The following is a 19,621-nucleotide window of genomic DNA, read 5'->3' as shown; positions in this document are numbered from 1 at the left end:
ATTGCCAACTACGGCTATCTGCAATCGCTACCACCCCTTGATACACCGTTATTTTAATCAAAAAGAGTTTGAATATAAAATTCAAACTCTTGCATAATTATTCTTAAACACCTTAAACTTTCAATATCTATTCATTATTTGAGAACTTGGTTAATCCCCAACACGTTCATTTCGTAAATTCGGACAGCCGAATCAGCAACTTGAGTTGGTTTATCCACTACAATTCGAACATAGCGCGCAGTCGTTGCCGCAAACGTATTTTCACTGGTTGCCGCTGAATTATTCAACGTCCGCGCCACCTGCTTAAAGGTCTTACCATCGGTACTAGTTTGAATCGTCCACGCCTGCGTATTCATATCCTTGCCTTCGCCACCAGCTTCCGCATGCGCGAGCTTGACCGCACTAACCGTTTGGGCCTTTCCTAGGTCAATGGTGAGCGTATGCGGTGGATTACCAGTTGCGCACCACTTCGTATCTAGCTTGCCGTCAACCGCCAATTTAGGCGCTTCACTACTGTTAGTAAAGCCAGAGGCATCGGTCTTCGCACCCTTAGAAAGGGTCTTTAGGTCGCCCTTAGCCTGATCCGTAATCGTAATTAATTTTTCTTGAGTAACCGTCCGCTGACCATCCGCATTTTTAGCCGTTAATTTTACATTATAGGTCCCGGCCTTCTTATAGGTCACGCTTGGATTCTTAGCAGTGCTCGTCGTTTGTTCAGCCCCTTCAAATTCCCACTTGAATTGTTTAGAATTTGAAGACGACTCATTGGTAAATTTAATGGTCGTTCCCGGAGCCGCTAACGTCGTTGCCGCCGTAAAGGCTGCTTTTGGTTTGCGGTTATCCGGCCAAGTCAGCGTCGCCGCTTTTGAAGCCGCACCACGCTGGTTCCAAATATCGACCGGGACCACAATAAAATCACTTTCGTCCTGATTACTCTTCCGGTCTAATCCATTTACATAGAAGTTTGGAGCCGTCGTTGTGCCTAAGAATGAACGACTCTGATCACTATTCACTTGGTAAATTTCATAACGATCCAGTTGTTGGTCAGTCGGTGCTTGCCACTTTAAGTTAACCCCGGCAACTTTCCCCTCTTCATCAAACTTCTTGCTCGTAACTTTCAGGCCACTCAGAGCCTTCGGTGCAGCCTGTTGCTTCCCGGTCATTGCCAGTCGTCCTAGTGACGCTTCATAGCTGGCCGTCTTAGCACTCGGCGTGATTTTAAGATCAACTCCCGTTACGGTCTTCCCCGCCAATTGGGACACGTCGTATTTGACGGTCGTCCACTTTTTAGTGACGGCCCGTTTACCCTTAACAGTTTGCTTTTGCCCATCGTTTAAGTGCAGCACTAGGTCGAATTGACTCTTAGCGTTCGCCTTAGCCGTTAACTGCACTTGGGTGGTCGCTTTAAATTTCAGCTTTGTCGTATATAACTTAACGGTGCTGGCCGTATCCTTTTGAACGTTACCACTAAATTTAAGGGCGTTACCACCTTCATAAGCATCACTGTAATCAAAGTCAGCTTTCAGTTGGTTTTGCCCGTCGTTATCAATCATCCAGCGATACGTTGGGTTGACGGCCTGTACGGAACGATTATTCCAATCCCGCAACGAGACGTTTTGCCCCTTCACAAAGTAATTATAGCCGTTACCTAAACTAAAGTTTGTGACAAACGGCAACTTAGTAATTGCGCTTTGTTCCACAGCGTAGGTTGAAATTCCCGGCCACGTAGTCTCGCTCTTGGACGGAACGCTCTTCGATGGGTCCCCATTACTGTTAACCCAAAAAGCACTTTCCTTAGCTTGAAACTCATCCAAATCTTCGGCCGACGTGTAAGTCCAGTTAGGCGCATACAACCCTAGCGACGTGTACGGTACGTTTTTATCATTGGCAAATAAGTTCCACTTAACGGGCGTCGCGGTACCGTTTTCTTGGACATCAATTCCGGCAAACAAGTTATATGGATCTAGTTTTAGTTTTTCTGCCCGTTCCCGTGACTGCTTCAATAAATCCTGCTTCGCTAACCGGTCCTTGGTCCACCAGAAGTTCATAAACATCGTGTCGGCAACCGGCTTCATATTGGCGTCCACCAAGTACGCTTGGTTTTCCTTCGTTAGCGCGTTTTGCCAGTCCATTTTGCCGTCACTGGTCATCGAATCGTACCACATAACATCCAGCTTATTGCCTGCTTGTTGCTTGTATTCCTTAATTAGCGCCTGCATTAGTTCGGCGTGCTTTTTAGTCAACCCTTGACTGGTCGTCGTCTTCTTAGCATCACCATCGGCAACGTCGTCAAAGCTTTCCACTTCCGGATCAGTTTCCTGATTAATAAACCAGCCGTCAAACCCGTACGCCTGGGCCACCGCAATCAACTTAGGAACGATTGGAAAATGACCATCCTTATCCTGCTTTAAGAATTCGTTCAACCATTTGAGCTTCCCACCACTCTGAATTTGTGGGAAGAAAACGGTTCCGAGAACCGGTACCCCGTTTTTGTGGGCCGCATCAATCACATCCGGCGTTGGTGGGACGATTAGCCCTTCGCCGGCAGCGCCACCCCAATAAACTAACTGGTCAATGTATTGCCAATTAGAAAAAACGTTGGCGTCGACCGTATTGATTCCCCGCGGGGCGTTGCCACTGGTTGAGCTGTTCATAATGGACAGTGCCACAACCTTCATCTTGGGATTTTGGGTCGCGTTGACCGTTGGTAATTGTTGCTTGTTGATCCGCTTCGCGAGTGGTTCAGTGGCAACGTAGGCCTGCGCGTTCTTATCGCGCTTAAACTGCCACTTTAATAATTGATTTGGAAACCAATACGGTTCTTCCGGCATGTTGTCCATCCCTTTATCCACCGTGGCTTCCGCGGTCTGCTTGTACTTAACCTGACTCGAACTCTGACTCGTTGACTTTTGACACGCTGCCAGCCCCGCTGACAAAGATAGTAGGGCTAGCGCGAGCGTTGCTTTGCGATAATGCGTCGTTTTCATTGAAACGTTCCTCCCCTAAAAGCATCAATTTATTTGGTGCACTATTCGTTAACAGGTAAATGGTAGCGTTTTCAATTATGAAAGTAATCCATAAATTAAATTAGTTAGTACACTAATTTAATAATCTACAAAAAATGTCCAAATCAAAGCGGCTGTGGTATACGTCACAGCCGCTTGTGTTCCCAAATGTCAATAGCCAAAACGTGTGCCAAAAGTCAGCCGACTTTTGGCACACGCTCTTCTCATTGATCATTATTTATTGACTACTTTTTTCCTCACCGGCCAGTCGCAATAGCTCCTCAGCATGTTCCATAGATAGCTTGGTCACCTTCGTCCCCGCTAACATCCGGGCGAGTTCTTGCACCCGGGCCGGCTGGTCAAGTTTCATCACGCTAGTTTTAGTCCGGTTCGCCTTAATCTTCTTAGCAATAAAGTAATGGTGATCACTCATTGCGGCGACCTGTGGTAAGTGGGTAATACAAAGTACCTGCGAAAACTTGGCAATCCCGTTGATTTTTTCGGCAATCGCCTGCGCGACCCGGCCACTAACCCCGGTATCCACTTCGTCAAAGATGATACTGGTAATCCCTTGTGACTCGGAAAAAATGGTTTTAAGCGCAAGCATCATCCGGGAGAGTTCCCCGCCAGAAGCAATTTTCGCTAACGGCCGCATCCGTTCGCCCGGGTTGGTCTGAATATAAAATTCAACGTTATCTAAACCGCTCCGGTAAATTTGACCGTTCGTTGGTTTAAAGCGGACTTCAAAAACCGCTTTATCCATATACAAATCCTTTAATTCTTGGTGAATTTGGCGCTGGAGGCTCTTGGCACTCTTGCGCCGCTGGTCGGACAACGCTTCCCCAGTTTTAAGGAGGGCCGCTTTCTGATCACTCACTCGTTGGGCGAGGTCCTCACTATTCTCTTCGGAATCGGTCATTTTTTCTAACTCCGCCGCAATCTTTTGATAATAGTCGAGAATCTGTTGTTCCGAATCACCGTACTTTCGTTTCAACTGACTCAAAACGTCCAACCGTTGTTCAATTTCATCCAGCCGACCCTCGTCAAATTCTTGTAGATCCAACTGGTTCGAAATTTGCCCCGCCGCGTCTTGTAACCCGTAAAACGCGTTTTTAACGTTAACTAAAATTTCATTGAACGCGGGATCTAAATTGGCAATGGGTTCTAAGGCGTTCATGGCGGTCCCCACCATGTCAACCGCGCCACTGGTCTCTTCATCGGCTGATAATAACGCGTAACTTTGCTGCAGGGCTTGGTTGATCATTTGATAATTATCCAACCGGTCCCGTTCAGCGGTTAAGTCCGCTTCTTCCCCCACCTTGACCTGAGCCGCCGCAATCTCCTCAACTTGAAAGTTAAGCATGTCTAGGCGTTGGGCCCATTCCTTTTCGTTATCATTTTTTTGCCGGAGTTCTTGGCTAAGCTGGCGGTACGTTTGGTACTGTTGCCGGTAGCGCGCCCGTAACTCGTGAATTTGCTTATTCGCGAATTCATCTAACAGCCCCAGGTGCTTCTCAGGTTGCATGAGTTCCTGGTGCTCATTTTGCCCGTGAATATCGACGATCGTTTCGCCAATTTTCTTTAGCGTAGTGGTATTGACGAGCATGCCGTTTATCCGGCAAGTATTGCGACCGCTCTTGGCAATCTCGCGCTGCAGGATCACCGTATTATCCGCGTGCTCAATCCCCGCTTCGTCGAGTAGCTTCGCCGTGACCCCGTCCGCTGGCAAAATAAACATGCCTTGTAAAACCGCTTTATCGGTCCCCGTACGGATAAATTCCTGGGAACCGCGCCCACCGGCTAGCAGCCCGACGGCATCGATGATGATTGATTTACCAGCCCCGGTTTCCCCCGTTAGGACGGTCATCCCATTTTCAAACGCAATGTCTAAGTGTTCAATAATCGCAAAATTCGTAATTGACAGTTCCTGTAACACGGTACAGCCTCCCTTAGTCAGTCGTCAAATCTTCCGTTGCTGTAAAAAAAGCGACCTGACACACAAGTGAGCAGGTCGAACAGCACTAACTAATTTGCTAGTTATCATTTAAAAGTCGTTGAAGTCGTTGCTGTAAGTCCAAAGTCATGGCCAGGGACTTACAAATGATCAAAACGGTCGCATCGTCACCAATTGTGCCGAAAACTTCTTCGTAGTGCATTGCTTCAATCAACGTTGCCAGTGCCGGGCCGTTACCAGGAAGAACCTTGATGAGCACAAACTTATCCTGCGTTGCGTACGATACGTAAGCGTCGCGCAAGGTGCGTTTGAGCTTTTTTTCCGTATCCATTTGCTTTTGGACCGGCATACTATAATGGTAACCACCCGTTGCCGAGGGAACCTTGACCAGCTGCATGTCCTTAATATCGCGTGAGATCGTTGCTTGCGTCACTTCAATATTTTCGGCCCGTAACAAACTGACAAAGTCTTCTTGTCGTTCAATTTCGTTTGAACTTAATAATCGTTTAATGTATCGTTGGCGTTCTTGCTTTTTCACCCGATCACCCCCGGCGGCTTATTCAAATCCATTTAACCACATGATAAGCTATTTTGCATAAATATGAAAGACCTGAATTAGAATTCGTTACTTATTCAGCTGATCATAGGCGGCTTGCTGGGTTTGCTCAATCGAGACGGATGGCGCTACGGTAGGCGTTTCAGCGGTAGCTTGTAAGTGAATCAGGAATTCGATATTGCCCTCGCCACCTTTGATTGGTGAATAATCTAACCCGAGCACATTATAACCAGCTTCCTGAGCAAAGTTTACAATATTGGTCAAAACCGCCGTATGAACGGCCGGATCACGGACAATCCCGTGCTTACCAACGTGTTCACGGCCGGCTTCAAACTGGGGCTTGATCAAGGCCACCACGTCACCGCCCGGTTCAATGATGGCGTGCAACGGTGGCAAAATTAAGTGCAGCGAAATAAAGGAAACGTCGATTGAAGCAAAGTTCGGCTGGCCACGGTGAAAATCAGCTAACTTACTGTAGCGGAAATTAGTCTTTTCCATGACTTCAACCCGAGGATCTTGCCGCAATTTCCAGACTAACTGGTTACTACCAACGTCCAGTGCGTAACTCATTTTAGCGCCATTTTGCAAAACAACGTCGGTGAATCCCCCGGTTGAAGAGCCAATGTCTAAAACGGTCCGGTCGTGCACGTCGATTTTAAAACTCTGCAGGGCCTTTTCCAGCTTGAGCCCGCCACGGGAAACGTACGGCATTGGCTTGCCCTTCAAATGCAATTCCGTGGTCACCGGAATTTTCATTCCTGGTTTATCCAGCCGTTCTTCATTAACACCCAGAATTTCACCAGCCATCACGGCCCGCTTCGCTTTTTCACGGGTATCAAATAACCCTTGTTGTACTAATAATACGTCAACTCGTTCTTTTTCCATCTAATTTAAGTCCTTTAATTTGTAAAATACGTCAAAAACGCACCCAATAACGTCATCGGCCGCTGGCTGCGGACACTGGCCGTCGCTAACGCGGTTTGGGCAGCCGCAACGGCCTGTTTTAAGGCCGCTTCGGCGCCGCTTAACCCCAGTAATTCAGGATACGTATTCTTCTGCTCACCAGCATCCTTATGGGTGGCCTTTCCAAGCTCAGCCGGCGTACTCGTGACGTCTAAAATATCATCATAAATTTGAAACGCCAACCCAAACGCATCCGCATAATCCAGCAAAGCAGCGGCAACGTTCGTTGGCACCTGCGCTTGAATTAAGCCCGACTCAACCGCGTAATGAATTAAAGCGCCGGTCTTTTCACGGTGCAACTGACGTAATTTGGGGAGCGTTAGCTGGTGGCCCGTATTTTTAACGTCGGCCACTTGCCCTGCCACCATTCCACGGGGACCGGTCGCAACCGCAAAGGCCCGCACTTGGGCGGCCACCACGGCAGCGTCCAATCCACTACTTGCTAACCATTCAAAGCTTAACGGTTGGAGCGCGTCGCCCGCCAGAATGGCAACGTCTTCACCAAACTTCACGTGACTCGTCGGCTCGCCCCGCCGTAATCGGTCGTTATCCATCGCTGGCAAATCATCATGAATTAACGAATAAGTATGCATTAACTCGACCGCGGTACTACTCCGTAAGTGGGCGGGCGTAATCGTTTGGTTAAAAGTGGTTAAAACCGCCAGCGTTAATAATGGTCGTAAGCGCTTGCCACCAGCTAAAACCGAATAGCGAATCGCTTCCGTTAAAACGGGGCGATCACTACAATCACGTAACTGCTCATCCAAGTAAGCGTTGATTCGCGGCACCCACTGCTGTTCAAAGGCGGCTAAAACCGCTGCGCTAGTCATTGGCATCCGCGTCCGATTGGTCTAACGGCACTTCGTTACCCGTTTCGTCCATCATTTTTGTAAGCGTCTTTTCAGCCCCTTCTAAGGTTGCTTGCAGCTGCTTACTTAACGCGACCCCTTTTTGGAACTGCGTTAAAGCTTGCTCCAAAGGAACGTCACCCTGCTCTAATTGATTAACAATGGTTTCTAATTGGTTTAAATTTTGTTCAAAAGTTGGTTGTTCAGCCATTTCGCTTTCCTCCATCGATCTTGGTGATTTGCGCTTGCGCTTGCCCGTCAGCCATGTGAATCGTCACGGCTTGCTGCACCTGCAACTGTTCAACGCCATGAACCACTTGCTCGCCATCGGTTACAAAGGCGTAACCGCGTCCCATAATTTTCAGTGGGCTCAATAGGTCCAGCGACTGCACTGCTTGCGCAAGCTGCTGCCGCTTTTGCTGCGTCACTAACTGGGCGCTCCGGTTCAGCCGTTGCTGTAAGTTAGCTAACTGGGTTTGCGCTTGGCGAACTTGATGCACGGGGGTCTGTTGAATCAATCCCTGCGTTACCCGTTGAACTTGCAGCTCAGCCTGATTAACTTGAACCTGACCAGCTTGTTTAAGTCGTTGCGTGAGCTGATCGAGTTTTTGTAAATACCCTTCATACAAACGGTTCGGTTGGGTAAACACGTAGGACGCTTGCAACTTAGCCAACCGCTGGCGTTCACGTTGGACCCGGTTTTGAAAGGCGTTTAAGACGCGGGTTTGGTCCTGTTTCAGTTGCAACAGGACGTCATTGTAGACCGGAACTGCCAATTCGGCTGCCGCCGTGGGGGTTGCCGCCCGGACGTCGGCAACCAGGTCGGCAATCGTCGTATCAGTTTCGTGGCCGACCGATGAAATAACCGGTAAAGCACTCGCTGCAATCGCGCGCGCCACGATTTCTTCATTAAACGGCCACAGGTCTTCAATCGAACCCCCGCCCCGACCAATAATCAAAGTATCAAAATTACCAGTCGCGTTGGCGCGCTCAATTTGGCGCGCAATTTCTGGTGCCGCAGCGTCCCCCTGAACCTGCGCTGGGAACAACACAATCTGGGCAATTGGATAACGACGCCGAACCGTCGTAATAATATCGCGAATCACCGCACCACTTTGACTGGTCACCACTGCGATTCGTTTTGGAAAACGCGGAAGCGGCTTTTTGGGCGCAGTAAATAAGCCCTCAGCCGCTAACTTCTTTTTCAATTGTTCATACGCCTGGTACAGCGCGCCGATGCCATCAGGCTCCATGCGCTCGACGTAGATTTGATAACTGCCGCTTGGTTCATACAGCCCAATCCGACCGACGACCAATACCTTCATGCCTTCTTCGGGTTGAAACTTAACCTTCGCAAAGGCGCTTTTAAACATGATCGCCGAAATTTTCGCGTGATCATCCTTCAAACTAAAGTATTGATGGGTACGCGGCCGCGGCCGGTAGTTAGAAATTTCACCCGTGAGGTACACCTTACCTAAATACGGGTCCACGTCAAATTTACGTTTAATGTACTGCGTCAATGCGGAAACCGTCAAATATTGTTGACTGTCACTCACTCAGCATCACTCCATTTTGCTAATTCCACCGTGGTTTGCATCAAGGTGGCAATCGTCATCGGGCCCACACCACCCGGAACGGGGGTAATGAGTCCGGCAACTTGGCGGGCGCTTTCGAAATCAACGTCCCCTGTTAGTTTACCATTTTCATCCCGGTCCATGCCAACGTCAATCACGGTAGCTCCTGGTTTGATATCGGCACCGGTAATTAAATGCGCAATTCCAGTGGCAACGACTAAAATATCCGCCGTTTTTGCTAGCGCCTTAAGATTTTGCGTCCGGCTATGAGCAATCGTGACCGTCGCGTTGGCATTCGTCAACAACGCTGCCATAGGCTTACCAACGATTGTACTACGACCAATGACGACCGCCGTTTTACCAGCCGGATCAACACCGTATTCCGCTAACATCGTCATAATTCCTCGGGGCGTATTCGCAACCGGATAATTGCCTGGAAAGTTCGTCAAGAGCTTACCAACGTTGGTTGGGTGAAAGCCGTCCACGTCCTTATGGGGATCGATGGCCATCGTAATCAACGGCTCATTGATTTGAGCAGGTAACGGTGATTGCACGAGAATCCCGTGAATTCGGTCATCAGCGTTGTATTCTGCAATCACCGCTAATAATTCCGCTTGCGTTGTACTTGCTGGTAATTCCCGAACAACGGAATACATCCCGAGGGCCTGCGCCTTGCGGTTTTTATTCCGGACATAAATCTGGCTCGCCGGGTCCGCACCCACAATGACTACGGCAATTCCTGGTTGAACACCACGCTGTTTCAATTCATCCACTGCCTTGGCCGTTACCGCGTTCACCTTTTTAGCAACTGCCTTACCATCAATAATCTCTGTCACTTACGCCACGCTCCCTTAATTTGTCTGCCACCATTTTAGCATATTCATCCGGCCGTTAAATCACGGTTAAATGATAAGTTATTAAAAAAAGTCTGGCAAAGCGCCAGACTTTTACGGATGAACATCAAATTGTTCGGTTTTAAGCTAAGCTTGCTGGTCTTTAACCGCTTTACCAAGCACACCGCTTACGAATTTCCGCGATTGGTCATCGCTAAACGCCTTTGCTAATTCAATCGCTTCGTTAACGGCCACCTTAGCCGGTACGTCGTCGACGAACGCTAATTCATAAAAGGCAATTCGCAAAATAATCAAGTCGGTTTTCGCTAACCGGTCCAATGACCAGGTCCGCGTTAGATACGTCTGAATTTTAGTATCTAAGTCAGCCTGGTGTTCACGGACACCCGTTACCAGCGTACTCAGATACGCTGGTATTTCCAGTTCAGCGGTTCCGGCTGGATTTAACAATTGTTGGAATAACTGATTTTCATCAGCATCCGGATTTGCATTGAGCGCAAAAAGCGCCTGAAATGCCTTTTCCCGAATTTCATGACGGGTTAAACTCACGATTCTTCACCATCTTCATTTTCATCGACTGCGGGGTCTTCATCACCAAAAAGGTTGTTCGGATCGATTGCGCTCTCCGTCTTTTCGGTCACGATCCCGGTAATGTGCACGTTAACTTCGCTCAACGCTAAGTCCGTCATTACTAAGATCTGTTGCTTTACCTTATCTTGGATAGCTAAAGCGACCTTCGGAACGGATACACCGTAGTTGAGGTAGGCGTAAACGTCTACGCTAATCTGGTCATCCACGATTGTCAGCTTAACGCCCTTCCCAAGACTCTTCTTGCGACCAAACAACTCATTGACACTGGAAGAAATCGTGCCCTGCATCCGGTTGACGCCATCAATTTGGCTTACCGCGATACCAACGATGATTTCAAGCACTTCTGGTGCAATTTGAATTTGTCCTAAGCTGGGTTCTTGACTTTGTAACGTAATGTTGCTACTTTCAGCCATTTTGACATTCCTCCAATTCCATGTTTGTCGGTACTCGTCGTTGAATTAAGCGCGGGAAACGTAGGTGCTATCAACCGTGTTAACGATTAACTTGTCGCCGGCTTTAACGAAGAATGGCACTTGAATAATGGCACCCGTTTCAAGGGTTGCGGGCTTCGAACCACCTGAAGCCGTGTCACCCTTGATCCCAGGTTCAGTTTCAGTAACTTCCAAAGTAACGGTGTTTGGTAAATCAATTCCAAGCACTTCGCCCTTGTATAAGGTTACTTGAACTTCCATGTTTTCCTTCAAGAACTTTAATTCGTCTTGAATGTGTTCACCAGGAATTTCAAGTTGTTCGTAAGTTTCGGTGTTCATGAAGACGTAGCTATCCCCATCTTCATATAAGTATTGCATCGTGCTCTTTTCGATTGGGGCTTGTTCCATCCGTGCACCGGCCCGGAAAGTCTTATCTTGAACCGCACCCGTCCGTAAGTTCTTTAACTTAGAACGAACAAAGGCGCCACCCTTACCTGGCTTAACGTGCTGGAATTCTACGATCCGCCAAATTGCATTGTCAACTTCAATGGTTAATCCATTTTTAAAATCTGCTGTTGAAATCATGTTTAAAAGTCCTCCTCGAAGATATCTTAATAACTATAACAAGACCACGCCGCCGTGGCAACTGTCTGGACTACAAAATCAATAGATTACGCGTAGCTTGCGTTAATCGTTCGTGCCCAGTTGCCGTCACAAGGACGTCGTCTTCAATCCGAATCCCGCCTAAATCAGGGAAATAAACGCCAGGTTCCACCGTCACAACACTATTCGCAACTAAAACGTTGTTCGTATTTTTTGAAATCAGGGGACCTTCGTGAATCGCCAAGCCAATGCCATGCCCCATCCCGTGATTAAACGCGGGACCGTAGCCAGCCTTGGTTAACAGATCACGCCCGGCCGCGTCCAGATCCGCGCTATTAGCGCCAGCCTGTACGTGATCAATCACCGCCTGCTGAGCCTGTTGAACGGCCTGATAAGCCGTCTTCAGCTTTGCATCCGGCGTCCCAAGCGCAAAGGTCCGGGTCATATCAGCCGTATAGTCATTGACAAAGTACCCAAAATCTAGGGTCACCATTTGCCCGGCCTCAAGAACTGCCGTTGACGCCGTCCCGTGCGGTAACGCCGCCCGCGCACCCCCTAATACGATGGTGGTAAACGACGGGTTGCTAGCCCCGTGCGAGCGCATGAAGGCGTCCAGCAAATTGCTAACGTCAATTTCACGCATTCCCGGACGAACAATGCTCGTCACGTATTCAAAACCAGCGTCCGCCAACTGCGCAGCAGCACGTAAGCGCTGAATTTCTTCCGCGCTTTTGGTAATTCGTAGCTGGTCAACAACGTCCGGTAGCCCGACCAAGTCACTCGTTAAATATTCATCTAAGTAACTGTAAGCGGCGTACGGTAAATCAGCTTCAAATCCCATGACGCCGGTTTGCGTTTGGGCAATTATTTTGCAAACCGCCCCTAAATAATCACGCGTAATCACCAAATGATCCTGATCATACTGGCCATTAAACGCCGTCTGGTAACGCGCGTCCGTAATCAGGTAGACCGAATCTGCCAGCACCAACAAGTAGCCGTCACCGGCCATTGCGGGCATTCCAGTTAAATAGTGCAGATTAGCTTCACTAGAAACTAAGAACGCATCAATTTTCAACTGGTCAAACGTTTGTTGTAATCGTTCAATTCGACTTGACATTGAGTCACTCCCATCATTGCTACACGCTTCATTATACCAAATTTTTAACGCGTTGCCGGAATCCGGATAAAAATTCGCTGAACCGCAAGCGACCAGGTTAGGCGAAAAAAAAGAGCCTCACGCAGAGGCTCTTAAAAATTATTTTGCTGGGTAAACAGAAACTTGGCGCTTGTCGCGACCTTTGCGTTCAAAACGAACGACACCGTCAACCATTGCAAATAACGTATCGTCACCACCGCGGCCAACGTTAACACCAGGGTAAATATGGGTTCCGCGTTGACGATAAAGAATGTTACCATTCTTAACAGTTTGGCCATCAGCCCGCTTTGCGCCTAAACGACGACCAGCTGAGTTCCGACCGTTGGCAGTTGAACCGCCACCTTTATGGTGACTGAAAAATTGCAAGTTCATTAACATAGTAAAGTCCACCTCCGAATGTGGTTATCGTGTTTGTTCACGAACTTGGATGTAATCACCATAGTTCGCCGCGACATCATTCAAACCAAGCGTGAAACTTTCTAGCAGGGTCTGCAATTGTTGGTTTGCCAGATCTAAACCTGTAAAATCAGCAATTAACAGCCCGCCATTGGTTTCATCGCTTTGGACCGCGGGTTGCAGGTGGGCAACTTGTTCGATCCCGTTGACCGTACTAATTGCTAACACCGAAGCCGCCGCACAAACGATGTCTTGTCCATAAGCACCTGAATCAGCATGTCCCGTTAATTTAAAGGTCGTAATTTGGCCTTCAGAATTACGCGAAATCACTGCCTGAATCATCTTGAATGCCTACTTTCTTAATTATGCGTTAATTTTGTCGATTGTTACCTTAGTATATGGTTGGCGGTGACCCTTCTTAGTATGTTGACCCTTCTTGGCCTTGTACTTGAAAGTTACCACTTTACGGTCACGGCCTTGTTTTTCAACAGTACCTTCAACCGTTGCACCATCAACAGTCGGTGTGCCAATCTTAGTTGCGTCGCCACCAACAAAGACAACTTGATCAAAAGTTACCTTGTCACCAGCTGCAGCATCAAGTTTTTCAACGTAAATTGCTTGACCTGCTTCAACCTTATATTGCTTACCACCAGTTACGATAATTGCGTACACGTTTGTGCACCTCCTTAAATATATAAATCACTTAGACTCGCCGAATATAAGCGTCATTACTGAACTTAAAACTCAATCCGAGCGGTTGTAGCTGTAGAAGTCCACAAATACAACAGGAAAATACTATCAAACTTTTTCATAATAGTCAAGCAATCTTAGTTATTGAACGAAAAAATCAGTAAAGGTAATGTTCCGCGCCGTCATTAAATGGTGCATTTTCTTAATACACTTAGTTAAATAGCGTGGCGTGTAAATCATATCATTGGCTAGCCAGTCCGTAATTAACCCAATCGTCGCGGACACGTAGTAAGAAACCTGAACGCTAACGGGCACTTCTAGATCCGCAAATTGATCTTCAAAATCCCGGTAAAACGCGTTCATCCACTTGGTTAATTGGGTATTGATTCGCTGGTTAACGGCCAGTTGTTGCTGATCTAACAGTAACGTTTTAAACGCTTCGGCGTGTTGATCAATGTACCCTAACGCCGCCGATAAGGATAGAACGGTCACCCGTTGCAACGGATCAGCCGGATTAGTAATGACATCCCCAATCGCGACCCGTTTAATTCCCTGCTCAAAGAGTTCGTCAATCAAATCATCGAGCGCCTGCTTAATAAAGGTCGGTTTATCTTTATAATGTAGATAAAAAGTACCGCGAGTAACCTCGGCCGTACTCGTTAACTGTTGCACCGAAATGTTTTCAACCGTTTCAGTTTGTAGTAATGTAATTAATGCCTGGCGTAAACGCCGGCGAGTTTTATCAACTCGGGGGTCAACTTCGTGACTCATAATAACTTCCCTACTTTCTGTCCACAATATAGCATTATCCTTAAAAAGTGTCCAATAGCTAGCAGATAATTTTACAAAAAGGTAAGAAAGCGTCTATCAAACTGGTGCTTTGAGCGGGCTGAAACTTTAAAGTCTGTAAAGGATTTTGCCTTGACAATCATCGAAAGAATTCGGTATAATTAAAATGCAATTTTTTGGAAAAGTAACTTTTCTGTTAAATTCGGTTGCAATTTACATGAGACTAGTTTTTAATAGTTGTTATTGGACTAATCAAAGGAGGGACATACTCTTATGACTGTTGTAAGAAAGCCATACAATACTTGGGCCGGTCGTCGTCCAGTTGCTGACAAGCAAAAGCGGATTCGGCGCGAAAAGCAAGTCGCTGCTATCCAACGTTGGGCCGCTGGTAAGACTGAAACCATCGAACAAACGCCTAAAATCAAGTAATACGAAAAGAACTGGTCCTCGGGACGAGTTCTTTTTTTCTACCATTATTACTGATCATCATTTTTCGAATTACTAGCTAGTCCTGCGTTAGCAATTAATTTCAGCTATTGTTTACACCCCATATTTATGTCGTTCCGCTTATCAGCGATACAAATAGCCGTCACTTTACTGGTCTATACAAAACCGGTATGATTAGGATAGCACTAATAAGGGGGATTATTAGATGTTGGGGAAACTAGTCAATCAGGTGATTGAAATTGTCTTGCAGAGTTGTCTGTTCATCGTTGCTTTTTTCGTGGGAATCTTTTCAACGCTGTTCGTGATGTACCTTTACGACCTTATTAAGGATTATCTCCACAGCCCAAACGTCATTTTAAGCATTTACTCGTTTGGCTTAGCCCTCATCGGCTATTCGGGCTAGCCCATCGATGAGCAACTGCTTAAAATGTTGGTACCACTAAATTTGCATATAACAACAAAAAGCTTTGAATCGCATGTACGACTCAAAGCTTTTTGTTTGATTTGATTGTATTATACCAATGTGCAGTGATTAGAATCACCCGCTGGCCTAACGGTTATTACGGGAAGCAGTGAAATGCTTGCTGGCTGCATTTTCCTTCGCAACCATGTCTGAATAATACTGAATACCACCCGCGACGGCCAAAATACCAATAATTGCTAAGACTGGACCCATAATTGATTCTCCTTCCCTGTTACATTTATATTATCGTTATGTTACAGGAATATTTCAAGTAAAAGTACCGGCTTAGGCGGATTTTATTGGCTTCTTTAAACTTTCTTAAACAATTGTTATCGGTTACATATCTTAGTACTACTTGCGCAAGCTTGGACTTTGACTGACCCCACGAAAAACGCAGCATCCTTTAATTTAATTAAATCTCAAAACGCAAAATTAATAACCCGAAATATGATCAGAGCCTATTATTCTTTCTCAGAGCAACAGGGCCTTTGCTTAATTCTAAAACACAGCGAGACTTTTCTCACTTTCATAGATGATAATTTTGCTGCACTATCTTTTTATCCGATTAATCAATCTGGCTTCTATCGTATCGAAAATATTATTCAAAAAAAGCATAATATTGCGAACAACGCTCTAGATAACTTTCTCAACAATTAATTAACATCCGCGTTAACAGAACGTAATTATCATTTTTAATACTGACTAATACTAAAAAAAGGAAGCCCGCTAAGCGGGCTCCCTTTTTCAAATATGTCACGTGTGAGACTTGAACTCACAACCCTCCGCTTAGAAGGCGGATGCTCTATCCGGTTGAGCCAACGTGACAACAACACGATTTATTATAGATAAAAACGTTAACGGTGTCAATTCTTATTTAACGCTTACCATTACCGGTATCGCTCCCCTTTTATTCATTAAATCACCAACTAAGCTTAATCGCATTTCCCTTCTAGTCAAGTTGCCCCGAACTCGTTATAATAGCTAACGAGGTGAAAACATGAAACTTGAAGCCATTGCGGGCAATATCGCCCACGCCATCAAAGACCGCTCGTCGGACGGTCCCTTTAACCTAGCTGTCGAATTTACTGATAAGGCAACTAAGGGTAAATCAGCCACCGGGTGCGTCATTGCCCACATGCCCGACCACGACCACTACACCATTACCAGCTATGATCAGCGCTACATGGACGTTGACCCCGCGTTGTTAACTGAGGAACTCGGCGCTTTCTTTGAATGTGACGACGACCTTGATCAGCGCCAACCATTGATTGACCAAGTTAATCAGTTAGTCGCTGATGATCCTGACAACCAAGTCACGCTGGAACCAACCACCAACGCCTAACCAAAAATCTGCCATTCGACTAACGATCGAATGACAGATTTTTTAATAATGATCAGCTTGCCGCTGCTCATTAACTTTATTTTTAGCAACAAAAGCCGTTTGGATCTCATCCTGAGTAAACCCGAATTCAACCAGGCCAATCTTTAAGAACACGTGCCACGCATGCCGATAACTTACCTGTCGATGGTTAAAGTAAGCGTCATATAATAAGTGCTTAATGGCTAAATATTGCTTACTCAAATCCGTCGCGGGTTTGGCCGTCAGCTCATCTAATTGCTTGGCGGTTAACGGGACTAAGTGAGTCCATTGTTGGATTGCTGCCAGCAAGAAGAAGAAATCCATCGCGTCAACGTATTCATTCAGAAGCGTCTCGCGCTTAGTTTTTCCCGCATCGGCCTTGCCCTTATGAATCTTCCAAACTTTGAACCATTCCGACGTATTCGCCATTTCAGCCAGCTCAACGTCGAGCGCCACCATCGCGTTTTGCAACCTAGTTGCCGGGCGCCAATGGAGCTGCTGTTTCGCCGTAATTGCGCGGTCTAAGCGAATCGACTGCTGTAATAACGTGGTTAAGTCTAACATTTCTTCCTCCTTAATTAAGCAAATACTAATGGATCCGCTTTAATTTCCAAAGAATCGATGTTGTCCAAATACCAGTCACGCATAAAATCAAAGTGAAGCAACACGTCAAACCAGGAAACCGCTTGATCCGGGTCGTGAACCGTCAATACCCACCGATCACTACCATTCGCCGCACTGCGGAAAATGTCAACGACTAACCCGGTACGTAGTTCAATTTCGGCACCGTGACCATGCATGTAATTACGTAACATGTGGTCGTTTTCAGCGGCTGAAACGAACAACTTATCAATAATTGAGCGGTCCAGTTGCGCCGAGCGCAGTTCGTACTTGGCGGCATTGTCTACGTCCAAGATATTGAAATCAACGTTAAAACCAAAGTCATCGCGTAACCAGTAACCAAACTGGGTCAGCGTGGTTAACACAACGTTAATTTGGTCAACCCCAACCCCTTTAACTAGTAACTTATTAATAAATAAGTTCGTAACCGCAGTACTATTAAAACGTAGTAAACGGCGTTCAAGGTGGACATAAAAAAGATTTTCACCGGTCGTCTGCTCTTGATAATAGGCGCCCCCGTTAGCGTTGGTGACCACTTGAAAACGGAACGTATAGTCATCGGATAACGTTTTAAACACGTGGTACAGTGACTCGGTCTTCCGCCGTGAATTCAAGGTCGCCTGCTCGTCTTGATGCATGCCGAGTAACCGGCTCATAAAGATCAAATAGTAATCCGCGTTTTGATATTGATGCGGGAACGTGACGTACGCCGAATCCAACTTGAAAGCGGCTAGTTTCTGCGCGGCCGCCAGTAACACTTCCCCGTCAGTTGTGTCGATTAACTGATCCATCAAGGCCGTAAACTTTTCACCGTTAGCTAGGCCGCTTTTGAGGCCCTCGTTAAACATTGTGAGTTTACCGTGCGTGCTGAGCGTTGCTGAATCAATCTGTTTCTCGTTATTCGCCATCCTCTGCTACCTGCGCCTTTCCAATCAGCGTGGTCAAGTAGTCTACGTATAGACTGTGATTACGCTCATTAAAATTCTCGAAGCTCTTAAAGGCGTTTTCAATGGCTTGCTTTTCATAAGCCAAAATCGTATCTTCCTTAGATAACGTCAAAATTTTCGCTTCGTTATCCTTCATCGTTGCATGGGCATTGTTAGCCTGTTCGTCCTCATCCGCCAACTGTGTGAGTTGATCAATGATTTGTTGCCGCTCTTCCTTGATTCGACCAGAATCAAACAGGGAATTCCGTTGGCCATTTTCCTTTAATTTCTTTCGTAGCGTTTCCTTCTGAGCATCCCGATCCGCTTGGGCATCGATTAGCTTTTGAAGTTCGTCGCTACCGGCGGAAATTTTCTGAATTTGGTCGGTATTAAACCGCTTATGGGCCGCTGCTAGTTCGAACGTCTTTTGCAGTTTATTGTATTCCTCAGAACTAAATTCAAAGGCAACTTTTAAAACGTTCAACTTACCGAACCGTCGCCGGTCCCACCAATTACCAAAGTAAATTTGGAATTCACCCAACTGGGTTTCTTCATAGTAGAAGAACGGGTATTCATGCGCCAAATAGTCGATCAATTTAGTGCTCAAGTAATGACTGATTGCCGGATGGACATCCGTAATTAGATCCACTTGGGCATTACGGGTTGGATCCGGTTCCTCGTTTAATAAGGCTTGGTGATAATGGTCACCATCGATCAATTCGTAGATCAACCGGTCGTCACCAGCCGTAATTGCTTGGCGCAGCGTGGTTACGTAATCCAACTTATCTTGGAGGTGTTTCGTAAGCGCGCGCGTAGGTTGATCTTGATTCTCAAGATCAGGCTGATTTTGTTTTTCCATAATAATCTCCTTGCAATCAATTAATTAATAACTTGCTGAATTGCACTGCTATAACTAATGTTACCGAAAAAGCGAAAATTAATAAAGGTTAACACCAGCGTTTTTTGAAATTTATAACCTTTTCATCGCCAGTGACCGTTGGGTCAGCAAACGATGCGGGTCATTAGTATAATCATAGCAGATTTTTGTCCTTTTGCCGTTTAAAAAAGCAACTAAAAACGCGCCCACAAATAAGTTTATGAGCGCGCCGTACCTACTTACAAATTAATTTTTAAGAATGCCGCCGTTTTGCATAAACGCCAAACCAGCCAAAGGTTAATAGGCTGAGCACCACGCCAAGTAGCGTTATCCCGGAACCCGTTGAGGTCCTCGTTTGCGGTAACTTGATTGATTGCTTAACCGCAAGCATTGTGTCGGGGTGCCCGGCTGGCTGCGAACTTGAAGCAATCGGCAAACTAGTCGTTGACTGGTCCGCGGCACCTAAATAATCACTGCCTGAATCATTCATTGTAGCGCTGGCCGTTGACGTTGATGCTGA

General features: G+C 46.5%; 24 protein-coding genes, 1 tRNA gene and 1 other annotated feature. Of the genes, 3 read left to right on the top strand and 22 right to left on the bottom strand.

All coding sequences use genetic code 11. The features are described 5' to 3' along the window. Window positions 1–134 precede the first annotated feature (134 nt). The 16 genes from FFM79_RS02095 to FFM79_RS02020 form a co-directional block, all read right to left on the bottom strand. The gene (locus FFM79_RS02095) at window positions 135–2,987 is read right to left on the bottom strand and encodes an endo-beta-N-acetylglucosaminidase (protein WP_137641813.1); all 2,853 of its coding nucleotides are present in this window, start codon (window positions 2,985–2,987) and stop codon (window positions 135–137) included. Between the two features lie 256 nt (window positions 2,988–3,243). Next, window positions 3,244–4,941 carry a DNA repair protein RecN gene (gene recN, locus FFM79_RS02090; RefSeq protein WP_137641812.1) on the bottom strand — a complete coding sequence of 566 codons (1,698 nt, stop codon included), beginning with the start codon at window positions 4,939–4,941 and terminating at the stop codon, window positions 3,244–3,246. Between the two features lie 97 nt (window positions 4,942–5,038). Further along, window positions 5,039–5,497, bottom strand: a complete 459-nt coding sequence (locus FFM79_RS02085; protein ID WP_137641811.1) for an arginine repressor — start codon at window positions 5,495–5,497, stop codon at window positions 5,039–5,041. Window positions 5,498–5,584: 87 nt separating this feature from the next. Continuing rightward, the gene (locus FFM79_RS02080) at window positions 5,585–6,400 is read right to left on the bottom strand and encodes a TlyA family RNA methyltransferase (protein WP_137641810.1); all 816 of its coding nucleotides are present in this window, start codon (window positions 6,398–6,400) and stop codon (window positions 5,585–5,587) included. A gap of 14 nt (window positions 6,401–6,414) precedes the next feature. Further along, on the bottom strand, window positions 6,415–7,308 hold the full coding sequence (locus FFM79_RS02075; RefSeq protein ID WP_371852195.1) for a polyprenyl synthetase family protein: 894 nt from the start codon (window positions 7,306–7,308) through the stop codon (window positions 6,415–6,417). Continuing rightward, a complete protein-coding gene (locus FFM79_RS02070; protein WP_137641808.1) occupies window positions 7,301–7,537 on the bottom strand; it encodes an exodeoxyribonuclease VII small subunit in 237 nt (78 codons plus the stop codon). The genes FFM79_RS02075 and FFM79_RS02070 overlap by 8 nt, the downstream gene beginning before the upstream one ends. Continuing rightward, complete coding sequence (xseA, locus tag FFM79_RS02065) at window positions 7,530–8,882, bottom strand: exodeoxyribonuclease VII large subunit (protein ID WP_137641807.1); 1,353 nt, start codon at window positions 8,880–8,882, stop codon at window positions 7,530–7,532. Before xseA ends, FFM79_RS02070 begins: the two co-directional genes overlap by 8 nt. Then, a complete protein-coding gene (locus FFM79_RS02060) occupies window positions 8,879–9,736 on the bottom strand; it encodes a bifunctional 5,10-methylenetetrahydrofolate dehydrogenase/5,10-methenyltetrahydrofolate cyclohydrolase (protein WP_137641806.1) in 858 nt (285 codons plus the stop codon). Before FFM79_RS02060 ends, xseA begins: the two co-directional genes overlap by 4 nt. A gap of 144 nt (window positions 9,737–9,880) precedes the next feature. Then, window positions 9,881–10,300, bottom strand: coding sequence for a transcription antitermination factor NusB (gene nusB, locus FFM79_RS02055; protein ID WP_137641805.1), 420 nt, complete (start codon window positions 10,298–10,300; stop codon window positions 9,881–9,883). Beyond that, window positions 10,297–10,755 (bottom strand): Asp23/Gls24 family envelope stress response protein, encoded by a 459-nt coding sequence (locus tag FFM79_RS02050; protein WP_137641804.1) that lies wholly within the window; start codon window positions 10,753–10,755, stop codon window positions 10,297–10,299. Before FFM79_RS02050 ends, nusB begins: the two co-directional genes overlap by 4 nt. Window positions 10,756–10,800: 45 nt before the next feature. Further along, complete coding sequence (efp, locus tag FFM79_RS02045; protein WP_137641803.1) at window positions 10,801–11,358, bottom strand: elongation factor P; 558 nt, start codon at window positions 11,356–11,358, stop codon at window positions 10,801–10,803. A gap of 70 nt (window positions 11,359–11,428) precedes the next feature. Then, on the bottom strand, window positions 11,429–12,493 hold the full coding sequence (locus FFM79_RS02040) for a M24 family metallopeptidase (protein ID WP_137641802.1): 1,065 nt from the start codon (window positions 12,491–12,493) through the stop codon (window positions 11,429–11,431). 138 nt (window positions 12,494–12,631) lie between these two features. Further along, a complete protein-coding gene (rpmA, locus tag FFM79_RS02035; protein ID WP_137641801.1) occupies window positions 12,632–12,910 on the bottom strand; it encodes a 50S ribosomal protein L27 in 279 nt (92 codons plus the stop codon). Between the two features lie 24 nt (window positions 12,911–12,934). Continuing rightward, window positions 12,935–13,270 carry a ribosomal-processing cysteine protease Prp gene (locus FFM79_RS02030; RefSeq protein WP_137641800.1) on the bottom strand — a complete coding sequence of 112 codons (336 nt, stop codon included), beginning with the start codon at window positions 13,268–13,270 and terminating at the stop codon, window positions 12,935–12,937. A gap of 21 nt (window positions 13,271–13,291) precedes the next feature. Continuing rightward, window positions 13,292–13,600 (bottom strand): 50S ribosomal protein L21, encoded by a 309-nt coding sequence (gene rplU, locus FFM79_RS02025; protein ID WP_137641799.1) that lies wholly within the window; start codon window positions 13,598–13,600, stop codon window positions 13,292–13,294. 23 nt (window positions 13,601–13,623) lie between these two features. After that, window positions 13,624–13,697: a sequence feature (ribosomal protein L21 leader region), on the bottom strand. A 62-nt stretch (window positions 13,698–13,759) separates the two neighbouring features. After that, window positions 13,760–14,389, bottom strand: coding sequence for a TetR/AcrR family transcriptional regulator (locus FFM79_RS02020; protein ID WP_137641798.1), 630 nt, complete (start codon window positions 14,387–14,389; stop codon window positions 13,760–13,762). A gap of 291 nt (window positions 14,390–14,680) precedes the next feature. Here FFM79_RS02020 and FFM79_RS02015 point away from each other — a divergent pair, with 291 nt between their 5' ends. Next, window positions 14,681–14,836: a hypothetical protein gene (locus FFM79_RS02015; RefSeq protein ID WP_137641797.1), complete on the top strand. Its 156-nt coding sequence runs from the start codon at window positions 14,681–14,683 to the stop codon at window positions 14,834–14,836. Between the two features lie 223 nt (window positions 14,837–15,059). Then, window positions 15,060–15,257, top strand: a complete 198-nt coding sequence (locus FFM79_RS02010; protein ID WP_137641796.1) for a hypothetical protein — start codon at window positions 15,060–15,062, stop codon at window positions 15,255–15,257. Window positions 15,258–15,404: 147 nt separating this feature from the next. Here the strand turns inward: FFM79_RS02010 and FFM79_RS12790 are convergent, their stop codons facing one another. Then, entirely contained in the window at window positions 15,405–15,530 is a 126-nt protein-coding gene (locus FFM79_RS12790) for a hypothetical protein (protein WP_263854447.1), read from the bottom strand. Between the two features lie 538 nt (window positions 15,531–16,068). Further along, window positions 16,069–16,142: transfer RNA gene (locus tag FFM79_RS02005), tRNA-Arg, on the bottom strand. 172 nt (window positions 16,143–16,314) lie between these two features. Between FFM79_RS02005 and FFM79_RS02000 the strand changes: the two genes are divergently transcribed. Beyond that, window positions 16,315–16,659 (top strand): hypothetical protein, encoded by a 345-nt coding sequence (locus tag FFM79_RS02000; RefSeq protein WP_137641795.1) that lies wholly within the window; start codon window positions 16,315–16,317, stop codon window positions 16,657–16,659. A gap of 42 nt (window positions 16,660–16,701) precedes the next feature. On the opposite strand, the gene FFM79_RS01995 is transcribed toward FFM79_RS02000, so the two are convergent. The 4 genes from FFM79_RS01995 to FFM79_RS01980 form a co-directional block, all read right to left on the bottom strand. Next, window positions 16,702–17,241 carry a dUTPase gene (locus FFM79_RS01995; RefSeq protein ID WP_137641794.1) on the bottom strand — a complete coding sequence of 180 codons (540 nt, stop codon included), beginning with the start codon at window positions 17,239–17,241 and terminating at the stop codon, window positions 16,702–16,704. Between the two features lie 14 nt (window positions 17,242–17,255). Further along, window positions 17,256–18,206 carry a hypothetical protein gene (locus FFM79_RS01990; protein ID WP_137641793.1) on the bottom strand — a complete coding sequence of 317 codons (951 nt, stop codon included), beginning with the start codon at window positions 18,204–18,206 and terminating at the stop codon, window positions 17,256–17,258. After that, a complete protein-coding gene (locus FFM79_RS01985; RefSeq protein ID WP_137641792.1) occupies window positions 18,196–19,083 on the bottom strand; it encodes an exonuclease SbcC in 888 nt (295 codons plus the stop codon). Before FFM79_RS01985 ends, FFM79_RS01990 begins: the two co-directional genes overlap by 11 nt. Window positions 19,084–19,354: 271 nt before the next feature. Beyond that, window positions 19,355–19,591, bottom strand: coding sequence for a hypothetical protein (locus FFM79_RS01980; RefSeq protein WP_137641791.1), 237 nt, complete (start codon window positions 19,589–19,591; stop codon window positions 19,355–19,357). Between the last annotated feature and the right edge of the window lie 30 nt (window positions 19,592–19,621).

This window comes from Lactiplantibacillus modestisalitolerans, assembly GCF_005405425.1.
Lineage (GTDB): Bacteria > Bacillota > Bacilli > Lactobacillales > Lactobacillaceae > Lactiplantibacillus > Lactiplantibacillus modestisalitolerans.
The sequence above is the reverse complement of the archived record's forward strand: the minus strand, read 5'-3'. Positions and strand labels throughout refer to the sequence as shown.

Bases quoted from the DNA above. Each gene is read 5' to 3' on its own strand.
- FFM79_RS02075 (WP_371852195.1), bottom strand. From the start codon at position 7,308: ATGACTAGCGCAGCGGTTTTAGCCGCCTTTGAACAGCAGTGGGTGCCG.
- FFM79_RS01990 (WP_137641793.1), bottom strand. From the start codon at position 18,206: ATGGCGAATAACGAGAAACAGATTGATTCAGCAACGCTCAGCACGCAC.
- FFM79_RS02050 (WP_137641804.1), bottom strand. From the start codon at position 10,755: ATGGCTGAAAGTAGCAACATTACGTTACAAAGTCAAGAACCCAGCTTA.
- efp (WP_137641803.1), bottom strand. From the start codon at position 11,358: ATGATTTCAACAGCAGATTTTAAAAATGGATTAACCATTGAAGTTGAC.
- FFM79_RS02070 (WP_137641808.1), bottom strand. From the start codon at position 7,537: ATGGCTGAACAACCAACTTTTGAACAAAATTTAAACCAATTAGAAACC.
- FFM79_RS02015 (WP_137641797.1), top strand. From the start codon at position 14,681: ATGACTGTTGTAAGAAAGCCATACAATACTTGGGCCGGTCGTCGTCCA.
- FFM79_RS02000 (WP_137641795.1), top strand. From the start codon at position 16,315: ATGAAACTTGAAGCCATTGCGGGCAATATCGCCCACGCCATCAAAGAC.
- FFM79_RS01995 (WP_137641794.1), bottom strand. From the start codon at position 17,241: ATGTTAGACTTAACCACGTTATTACAGCAGTCGATTCGCTTAGACCGC.
- FFM79_RS02020 (WP_137641798.1), bottom strand. From the start codon at position 14,389: ATGAGTCACGAAGTTGACCCCCGAGTTGATAAAACTCGCCGGCGTTTA.
- FFM79_RS02010 (WP_137641796.1), top strand. From the start codon at position 15,060: ATGTTGGGGAAACTAGTCAATCAGGTGATTGAAATTGTCTTGCAGAGT.
- FFM79_RS02080 (WP_137641810.1), bottom strand. From the start codon at position 6,400: ATGGAAAAAGAACGAGTTGACGTATTATTAGTACAACAAGGGTTATTT.
- FFM79_RS02040 (WP_137641802.1), bottom strand. From the start codon at position 12,493: ATGTCAAGTCGAATTGAACGATTACAACAAACGTTTGACCAGTTGAAA.
- rpmA (WP_137641801.1), bottom strand. From the start codon at position 12,910: ATGTTAATGAACTTGCAATTTTTCAGTCACCATAAAGGTGGCGGTTCA.
- FFM79_RS12790 (WP_263854447.1), bottom strand. From the start codon at position 15,530: ATGGGTCCAGTCTTAGCAATTATTGGTATTTTGGCCGTCGCGGGTGGT.
- FFM79_RS02030 (WP_137641800.1), bottom strand. From the start codon at position 13,270: ATGATTCAGGCAGTGATTTCGCGTAATTCTGAAGGCCAAATTACGACC.
- FFM79_RS02095 (WP_137641813.1), bottom strand. From the start codon at position 2,987: ATGAAAACGACGCATTATCGCAAAGCAACGCTCGCGCTAGCCCTACTA.
- FFM79_RS01985 (WP_137641792.1), bottom strand. From the start codon at position 19,083: ATGGAAAAACAAAATCAGCCTGATCTTGAGAATCAAGATCAACCTACG.
- FFM79_RS01980 (WP_137641791.1), bottom strand. From the start codon at position 19,591: ATGAATGATTCAGGCAGTGATTATTTAGGTGCCGCGGACCAGTCAACG.